Consider the following 8733-nt stretch of genomic DNA (forward strand, 5'->3'; position numbering starts at 1 on the left):
TGCTAACTGTGCGACTCCTATGTTACCCTGTAGATAACGTTGAACAATTTCAAGCTTTAGTTCTGTGCTATATATTTTTTTACCCATAAAAATAAACCCCTTTCATTAGACTTTTGTGTCTAACAAATGGGGTTCACTTCAACTTTGAAGTGTGGGATGCTATTTCTTTTTATTCATATGATTGTCTATGTATGACAAAGCCACAAAAATTACTAATAGTAGTGTTACTATTGCAAATACATTTCTTAATTTTTTGACAGCGTATAAGGTATTATGATATAATATCAAATTGGACAAACTTAAAAAGATTAAGTGGTGGATATGAATAGGAAAATTGCATTTATGATAGATAGAAATAGATAGATTAATATATTTTTGGTTTTTTATTTAGGCAGTTTCACAAGCAATGATTGTGAAATGCATAGGTATTAGATTGGTAAAATTAACGTTATTTCATAAACAAGAGGAGAGAAGAAATTGAAGTGGACTAAATTTTCATTGGAAACAACTACGCAGGCAGTTGATTTGGTTAGTAATTTGTTAGATGAGCTTGGTATTGAAAGTATCGAGATTGAGGATAAAGTGCCTATTACTGAGGAAGAAGTAAAAGCAATGTTTATTGATATCGTGCCTGATTTGGGGGTGGATGATGGAACTGCGACTGTTAATTTCTATATCTCTGATGAAGAGGATAAAGAGGATATACTTTCTCGTGTAAAAGAGGGACTAGTTGAATTAGCAGACTTTGTTGAGGTTGGTAATATGGAGATTACGGTATCTGAAACAGAGGATACGGATTGGATTAACAACTGGAAACAATATTGGAAGCCATTTCGTGTTGCAGATGATATTATTATTAAGCCAACATGGGAAACGCTAGAAGAGAAGAATGAGAACGATTTAGTGATTGAGATTGACCCTGGTACTGCATTTGGTACAGGAAGTCATGAGACAACAAGACTTTGTATTCTAGGGCTTCGCAAACACATTACAGATGACACTGTACTACTTGATGTAGGTAGTGGAAGTGGAATCTTATCGATTATTGGTTTGAAATTAGGAGCGAAATCTGCATTAGGAACGGATATTGACCCAAATGCAATTGTTGCTATGTATGATAATGCGAATGTAAATGGTATTACGGAGAAGGAATTTGCGGTTAAAACAGGTAATATTATTGATGATAAAACACTCCAAGAAGAAGTTGGAATGGAGAAGTATGATATTGTTGTTGCGAACATTCTTGCAGATGTTATTATTCCATTATCTGCTGAGATAGGACAACATTTGAAAAAGGGCGGTCTTTATATCACTTCGGGAATTATTGATATGAAACGTGATGAAGTAAAAGAAGCAATCGAAAAGAATGGATTCACTATAATAGAAGAAAACAAGATGGGCGAGTGGGTATCTTTTGTTGCTCGCAAGTAAAGGTATTTGGAGCAAAAGAACAAAAAATGAAAGGGGGTAGAGATTATGTATCGTTTTTATATTGAACAAAGTCAAGTTCACGAAGATTTCATTACAATCGAGGGTTCTGACGTAAACCACATTAAGAATGTGCTTCGTATGAAGATTGGTGAAGCTATGGTTTTATGTGATGGGCAAGGGACGGATTATCATTGTACGATTGATTCGCTTGCGAATGATTTTGTACAGGCTAGGATTGTTGATTCAGAGATTACGCAGACAGAGTTACCGGCTAAGATTTATCTGTTTCAAGGGCTTCCTAAGAAGGACAAGATGGAGCTTATTATTCAAAAGGCTGTTGAACTTGGGGTGTATCAAATCATTCCTGTTATGATGAAGCGTAGTGTTGTTAAACTTGATGATAAGAAGAAGGAACAGAAGAAGTTAGAACGCTGGCAATCGATTGCAACAAGTGCAGCGAAGCAGTCTGGTCGTGGAATTATTCCAGATATCGTGCCTGTTATGCCATTCAAAGAAGCTGTCAAAGTGGCAAAAGAGATGGAATATAAAGTGCTTCCATTTGAACATGCTGAGGGAATGGAAGAGACAAAACGAATTATTAGAGAAGTACAAGGGAAGAATTCAGTTGCTATCTTTATTGGACCTGAGGGCGGATTTGAAGATGATGAAGTTGCGTATGCGATGGAAGAGGCAGGGATACAGCCTATTACGTTAGGGAAGAGAATACTAAGAACAGAGACAGCAGGTCTTACGATTTTGTCAGTGTTGATGTTTGAACTTGAATCATAGATTGATTAAGAAAGGAGCAACGTAATATAGTTATGAATACACAAACAAAAGAAGCCAACCAAGATAAAATTGCTTATCAAGATAAGCAGGCATATCTTGATAATGCGGCTACTACAAGAGTGTTTGATAGTGTACGTGATATTATGATGCAAACACTGGAACAAGATTATGGAAACCCGTCTTCTATGCATACAAAAGGTATGGATGCAGAGAGATATATCATAGATGCTAGAAATATTATTGCGAAAGCTCTTAAAGCTGATGTGAAGGAGATTGTATTTACATCTGGTGGAACGGAATCGAATAATATGGCGCTTATTGGCACTGCTTTGGCGAATAACCGAACTGGAAAACATATTATTTCCACAAGTATAGAACACGCTTCTGTGTATAACCCTCTTATTTTTTTAGAGGATTGTGGATACGAGGTGACATATCTTCCGGTAGATAGAAACGGAAGAGTAAGAATGGATAAATTAGAGGCGGCAATACGTCCGGATACGATTCTTGTTTCGATTATGTATGTGAATAATGAGGTTGGAGCTGTTGAAGACGTTGAGGCGATTTCAAAGCTTATTAAATCAAAGAATGCGAATACATTATTTCATGTAGATGCAATACAAGCATTTGGAAAGTTTAAGATTTATCCGAAACGAGTTGGGATAGATTTATTATCTGTAAGTGGACATAAGATACATGGGCCAAAAGGTGTTGGTTTCTTATATATTAGAGATAAAGTAAAAATCAAACCTATTATATATGGTGGTGAACAGCAAAGAGGGATGCGCTCTGGAACGGAAAATGTACCGGGAATTGCAGGTTTGGGAAAAGCAGTAGAAGAGATGTATGCAAATCATGAAGAGAAAGTAACTCATCTATATGAGTTGAAACAATATTTTATAGATGAAGTTATGAAATTGGAAGGAACGACAGTGAATGCAATCGATTTTGCTAGTTTAAGAGAAACTGCACCTCATGTTGTTAGTGTAAGTTTTGATGGGGTACGAAGTGAAGTACTGCTTCATTCTCTTGAAGAGAAAGGTGTTTATGTATCATCGGGTTCAGCGTGTGCATCAAATCACCCTGGAATAAGTGGTACGTTACGTGCAATAGGAGTTAAGAAGGAGTTGTTAGATTCTACAATTCGTTTTAGCTTCTCTGTGAATACAACCAAAGAGGAACTTAACTATGCATTGGAACAATTGGGTGAAATATTACCAATTTTGAGAAGATATACAAGACACTAGGCTGAGTACGTGCGAGTGTAACTTAAAGGCTGAAGTCCTGAATCGTTACGTAGTGTTAAATATAAATAGTAAATGGTGATAGGAAAAGAAAGGTACAGGTGCAATATATTATGTTTAAAGCATTCCTAATAAAGTATGCGGAAATCGGAATTAAGGGAAAGAATCGATATATATTTGAAAATGCATTAAGAGACCAAATCAAATTTGCATTAAAAGATGTTGACGGTGAGTTTTATGTATCAAAAGAACAAGGAAGAATCTATATTGAAGCATTATCAGAGTTTGACTATGATGAGGCTATAGAAGCGCTTCAAAGAGTATTTGGTATTGCAGCAATTTGTCCAGTAGTAATCATCGATGATACTGCATGGGAAAATATTGCTGAAAAAGTTGGAGATTTTGTAGAGAATCTATATCCAGATCGTAATTTCACATTTAAGGTAGAGGCAAAACGTGGAGATAAGCAATATCCAATCAAATCGCCAGATATCTGTATTGAGATGGGAGCAGTATTGCTAGATCGTTTCCCAGAGATGAAAGTAGATGTTAGAGAACCTCAAGTACGTATCAATGTAGAAGTTCGTCACAAAGCATACGTATATTCTAAGATTATTCCAGGACCAGGTGGTATGCCAGTTGGTACGAATGGAAAAGCTATGCTTTTACTATCAGGTGGTATTGACAGTCCAGTTGCAGGATATATGATAGCGAAACGTGGTGTTAAAATTGATGCGGTTTACTTCCATGCACCACCATATACAAGCGAAAGAGCAAAACAAAAAGTAGTAGATTTGGCTAAATTAGTTGCAAGATATTCAGGACCAATCAATCTTCATGTTGTTAACTTTACAGATATTCAATTATATATCTATGAAAAATGCCCTCATGATGAATTAACGATTATTATGAGAAGATATATGATGCGTATTGCGCAAACTCTTGCTACAAATTCGAATTGTCTAGGATTAATTACAGGTGAGAGTATTGGACAAGTAGCTAGTCAGACAATGCAAAGTCTTGCTGCAACAGATGCAGTATGTGAAATTCCAGTATATCGTCCAGTTATTGGATTTGATAAACAAGACATTGTGGATATTGCAGAGAAGATTAACACATATGAAACATCAATTTTACCATTTGAAGATTGTTGTACAATCTTTGTGGCAAAACATCCTGTTACAAAGCCTAATATAGGGATAATAGCGCGTTCAGAGCGTAACTTAGAAGAAAAGATTGATGAGTTAGTGAAAGTTGCATTAGATACGATAGAAACAATTGAAGTAAGATAGGATAGATAGGGCATATATTAATTCATAGGATAACTTTTTCCTATGAATTAATATAAAAAAGAGCAATAAAAAAGAGGATACAATGTATCCTCCCCTAAATAATTACTTACCTCTCGCGTATATTACAAAGCGCGTGCTAATTACTCAACAATGTAAGGAGCAAGTGCGTTTAAAATACTATCTACGCTTTCTTCGTTATGAATGTTTAAATCGATTGGTTTTGATAAATCTAAACTGAAGATACCCATGATTGATTTTGCATCAATTACGTATCTACCAGAAACTAAATCAAAATCAGTACTGAATTTTGTCACTTCATTTACGAATGCTTTTACCTTATCAATTGAATTTAAAGAAATTTTAACTGATTTCATGTAAAATCCTCCTTCGGTGTTTGAATTTAAGCAATAAAAAACAAGAGTTTTGCTTGTGTTTTCTATTGTTTAGTACACTATAATACTACCGTTTCAACATCGAAAAGTCAATATGCAATATAGATAAAAAAAGGTCATGACAAACGTGAGAAACGTCAAAATGTTTGTTCATTTTAGATGGAAAGGATATAGAAATGAGTAATCAAAATAACCAGTCTAGCCATGTTAGGAAAGTAGCATTCTTAACATTAGGGTGCAAAGTGAATACCTATGAAACAGAGGCAATGGAAGAATTATTCAAAGAGGCTTCTTACTCAATCGTAGAATTCAATGAACAAGCAGATATTTATGTAGTAAATACTTGCACAGTAACCAATATAGCAGACCGAAAATCAAGACAAATGTTACACAAAGCAAAGAAAAACAACAACAATGCAGTAGTAGTTGCGGTTGGCTGCTATGTTCAAGCAGCAAAGGAAGCACTTGAGCAAGATGAGGCAATTGATCTTGTTGTTGGAAATAATCAAAAGAAACAAATCGTGTCTCTAGTAGAGGCATATATGGATAACAATGTGTGTAATGAAGCGGTTATTGACATTGCACAGGATTATGAATATGAAGAATTAGCGATTGGTTCTCTATCAGAGAAAACAAGAGCTTATATGAAGATACAAGATGGATGTAATCAGTTTTGTTCGTATTGCATTATTCCGTATACAAGAGGAAGAATACGAAGCAGAAAACGTGAAGATATCTTAGCAGAAGTGCATCGATTGGTAGAAAAAGGATATAAAGAAGTTGTTTTAACAGGAATTCATCTATCATCTTTTGGAATGGAGAGTAATTCAGAGAAAGAATATGACGAAGCAATTGGTCAGGCACAAGTTACGCCATTGTTACAAATAATAACAGAAATCAGTGAAGTAGAAGGTTTAGAACGAATTCGCCTTGGTTCTTTAGAGCCTAGAATAATCACAGATGATTTTGTTAAGACTTTAAGCAAGAATAAAAAATTCTGTCCTCATTTTCACTTATCACTTCAAAGTGGCTGCGATACTACATTAAAGAGAATGAATCGCAAGTATGATACGACGTTGTATTATGAAAAATGTGAATTATTGCGAAAACAGTTTGATAAACCTGCCATTACTACTGATGTTATTGTAGGTTTCCCAGGTGAAACAGAGGAAGAGTTTTCGGCTACAACCGATTTTCTGAAAAAAGTGAATTTTTCTCAGACACATATATTTAAGTATTCAAAAAGACAAGGAACAAAAGCGGCAGCGATGGAAAACCAAGTTGATGAGAGTATGAAACATAAACGTAGTGAAGTACTGATTGCGCTTGATAAAGAAAATAATCATTCTTACTACCAATCATTTATTGGTGAAGAAGATACGGTTTTATTTGAAGAAACTGTAACAATTAATGACAAATCCTATGTAGTAGGCCATACTAGAAGATATGCAAAAGTTGCTGTAGAAGGTGATGAATCGCTGATAAATCAGATTGTTTCAGTAAAAATTTGTGGATTTGTTACGGACGAACTTCTTTACGCATCGTTATAATGCAATTGTTCTCATAGCATAGAAGAGATGCGTTACTGTTCACATACAATATCCCGCAAGGTGTTTTTTGTGAGTGCAGTGAAGCGAAAGTCACAGAAAACCCGAGAATTGCAAGCACGAAATTGTGCAGTATGCATAATTTCTGTGCATCGTGGAGCGTGTTATTGTTCATCCGTGAACAATAACAGAGATGCTGTGCATAAGTTACAAAAATATGTAATTCACTAATTATTCAAAATAATACATTGAATTTTCAGCTAGGATATATTAATATATTTATAACGGAGAATAATGATAAAGCAATATGGAATAATTTGCTAGAAAAGGGAACGTGATAAAATGTCAGATATTAGTAATACACAGTATTTTAAAGTACAGAAAGAACCAGAGATTCGAGTGAGTGAGGTAATTGCAACGGTTTTTGATGCATTAAAAGAGAAAGGATATAATCCTGTAAATCAAATTGTTGGTTATATTATGTCAGGAGATCCTACTTATATTACAAGCCACAAAGGTGCAAGAAGTTTAATTATGAAAGTAGAACGTGATGAAATCCTAGAGGAACTATTGGGAAATTATATTGATACGAGATTGACAAAATAAAAATGATGCTGAAAAGGGTATTCTCTTACCCTGTTTTATGTCTTATACATTGGGAAAATATTCAATATATGTTATATAGAGATGAGTGTGCCAATGTATAAGGCAGAGTTATTATAATTGCGGAATGGAGATTTTATGAGAATAATGGGGCTGGACTATGGCTCAGTTACAGTTGGTGTGGCAATTAGTGACGCACTTTTATTAACTGCGCAAGGGATTGAAGTGATTCGAAGAAAAGAACCTACTAAATTAAGACAAACACTTGCTAGAATTGAAGAATTAGTGAAGGAATATGAAGTAGAAAGTATTGTTCTAGGGTATCCTAAGAATATGAATAATACGGTCGGTGAGCGTGCAGAAAAATCAGAGGAATTTGCTGAGATGTTACGAAGACGAACAGGATTAGAAGTTATATTATGGGATGAAAGACTAACAACGGTTGCAGCGCACCAAGCACTTATTGAAGGTGATGTACGCAGAGAGAATCGAGCTAAAGTTGTGGATAAAGTTGCTGCTATCTTTATATTACAAGGGTATCTTGATAAATTAGCAATGGAACGCAATAACGAACAAATTACGGATAAAGCAAACGAAGGAGAGTAAATGATGGAAGAAAAACAAGAAAAGATTGTCTTTACTACACAAGATAATGAAAAAATTGAATTCTATGTATTGGAACAAACAATGATTAGTGGTGTGAATTATATCTTAGTAGCAGATTCTGTTGAAGATGAGGAAGCGAATGCATTGATATTAAGAGAATCTGCAAATGAAGCAGACGAAATAATTTATGATGTTGTTGAAGATGATAATGAATTGCAAGCGATTTCAAAAGTATTTATAGAGATGTTAGATGATACAGAAATTGAATTTGATAAAGAATAATTAAGATAATAACGATGAAAAATATAAGTCGCATTTAGGTGACATTTTGATATAGAATAGGCAATAGAGCCGCTGCACTATAGTGCAGGATATAATAGTAAATATAATTGTAACTATAATTATAAAGATTATAATACATTTTGTTAATAGAGAGCATCTCTAGTTTTATTAGTATACCTATGGATAATAGGTGGGGAGGCCGTGATGTCCAATAACCAAAAACGTTTTAAAGAATTGTTAAAAGAAAACGGATTAAAAGTTACAACACAAAGAATTGCGATTCTAGAAGTTTTGGATAGTAGACCAGATAAGCATTTAACTGCAGAAGAAATATATGATTGTGTAAAAAATAAATATCCTGAAATTGGACTAGCTACAGTATATCGTACCATTCAGCTATTGTCGGAGTTACATTTAATTGATAAATTGAACTTAGATGATGGATATGTGCGCTATGAGATAGGAAAATTAGGGCGAGAAGATTGTGTGCACCATCATCATCATTTAATTTGTGTGAATTGTGGAAATGTATTTTCTTTTGAAGATG

General features: G+C 34.5%; 10 protein-coding genes. 9 read left to right on the forward strand and 1 reads right to left on the reverse strand.

Going from position 1 to position 8733, the window contains the following annotated elements:
* Positions 1-477: 477 nt before the first annotated feature.
* The 4 genes from prmA to thiI all read left to right on the forward strand — a co-directional run bounded on the left by prmA (position 478) and on the right by thiI (position 4756).
* Positions 478-1431, forward strand: coding sequence for a 50S ribosomal protein L11 methyltransferase (gene prmA / locus RMR19_RS03310; RefSeq protein ID WP_310602072.1), 954 nt, complete (start codon positions 478-480; stop codon positions 1429-1431).
* A 45-nt stretch (positions 1432-1476) separates the two neighbouring features.
* Positions 1477-2220: a 16S rRNA (uracil(1498)-N(3))-methyltransferase gene (locus RMR19_RS03315; RefSeq protein WP_310602073.1), complete on the forward strand. Its 744-nt coding sequence runs from the start codon at positions 1477-1479 to the stop codon at positions 2218-2220.
* A gap of 32 nt (positions 2221-2252) precedes the next feature.
* Positions 2253-3467: a cysteine desulfurase family protein gene (locus RMR19_RS03320; RefSeq protein WP_310602074.1), complete on the forward strand. Its 1215-nt coding sequence runs from the start codon at positions 2253-2255 to the stop codon at positions 3465-3467.
* A 107-nt stretch (positions 3468-3574) separates the two neighbouring features.
* Positions 3575-4756, forward strand: a complete 1182-nt coding sequence (gene thiI, locus RMR19_RS03325; protein ID WP_310602081.1) for a tRNA uracil 4-sulfurtransferase ThiI — start codon at positions 3575-3577, stop codon at positions 4754-4756.
* A gap of 140 nt (positions 4757-4896) precedes the next feature.
* On the opposite strand, the gene RMR19_RS03330 is transcribed toward thiI, so the two are convergent.
* On the reverse strand, positions 4897-5130 hold the full coding sequence (locus tag RMR19_RS03330) for an HPr family phosphocarrier protein (protein WP_310602075.1): 234 nt from the start codon (positions 5128-5130) through the stop codon (positions 4897-4899).
* Positions 5131-5324: 194 nt separating this feature from the next.
* Between RMR19_RS03330 and mtaB the strand changes: the two genes are divergently transcribed.
* The 5 genes from mtaB to RMR19_RS03355 form a co-directional block, all read left to right on the forward strand.
* Positions 5325-6698: a tRNA (N(6)-L-threonylcarbamoyladenosine(37)-C(2))-methylthiotransferase MtaB gene (mtaB, locus tag RMR19_RS03335; protein WP_310602076.1), complete on the forward strand. Its 1374-nt coding sequence runs from the start codon at positions 5325-5327 to the stop codon at positions 6696-6698.
* Positions 6699-7037: 339 nt separating this feature from the next.
* Positions 7038-7301 (forward strand): IreB family regulatory phosphoprotein, encoded by a 264-nt coding sequence (locus RMR19_RS03340; protein ID WP_310602077.1) that lies wholly within the window; start codon positions 7038-7040, stop codon positions 7299-7301.
* A gap of 135 nt (positions 7302-7436) precedes the next feature.
* Positions 7437-7904 carry a Holliday junction resolvase RuvX gene (gene ruvX / locus RMR19_RS03345; protein ID WP_310602078.1) on the forward strand — a complete coding sequence of 156 codons (468 nt, stop codon included), beginning with the start codon at positions 7437-7439 and terminating at the stop codon, positions 7902-7904.
* Between the two features lie 3 nt (positions 7905-7907).
* Complete coding sequence (locus RMR19_RS03350) at positions 7908-8186, forward strand: DUF1292 domain-containing protein (protein ID WP_310602079.1); 279 nt, start codon at positions 7908-7910, stop codon at positions 8184-8186.
* Positions 8187-8390: 204 nt separating this feature from the next.
* Positions 8391-8733 (forward strand): Fur family transcriptional regulator (locus RMR19_RS03355; RefSeq protein ID WP_310602080.1); only part of this gene is annotated, 343 nt, incomplete at its 3' end.

The sequence above is a fragment of the Anaerosporobacter sp. genome, from assembly GCF_031551385.1.
GTDB lineage: Bacteria > Bacillota > Clostridia > Lachnospirales > Lachnospiraceae > Anaerosporobacter.

Bases quoted from the DNA above. Each gene is read 5' to 3' on its own strand.
- RMR19_RS03315 (WP_310602073.1), top strand. From the start codon at position 1,477: ATGTATCGTTTTTATATTGAACAAAGTCAAGTTCACGAAGATTTCATT.
- RMR19_RS03340 (WP_310602077.1), top strand. From the start codon at position 7,038: ATGTCAGATATTAGTAATACACAGTATTTTAAAGTACAGAAAGAACCA.
- RMR19_RS03320 (WP_310602074.1), top strand. From the start codon at position 2,253: ATGAATACACAAACAAAAGAAGCCAACCAAGATAAAATTGCTTATCAA.
- mtaB (WP_310602076.1), top strand. From the start codon at position 5,325: ATGAGTAATCAAAATAACCAGTCTAGCCATGTTAGGAAAGTAGCATTC.
- RMR19_RS03350 (WP_310602079.1), top strand. From the start codon at position 7,908: ATGGAAGAAAAACAAGAAAAGATTGTCTTTACTACACAAGATAATGAA.
- ruvX (WP_310602078.1), top strand. From the start codon at position 7,437: ATGAGAATAATGGGGCTGGACTATGGCTCAGTTACAGTTGGTGTGGCA.
- RMR19_RS03330 (WP_310602075.1), bottom strand. From the start codon at position 5,130: ATGAAATCAGTTAAAATTTCTTTAAATTCAATTGATAAGGTAAAAGCA.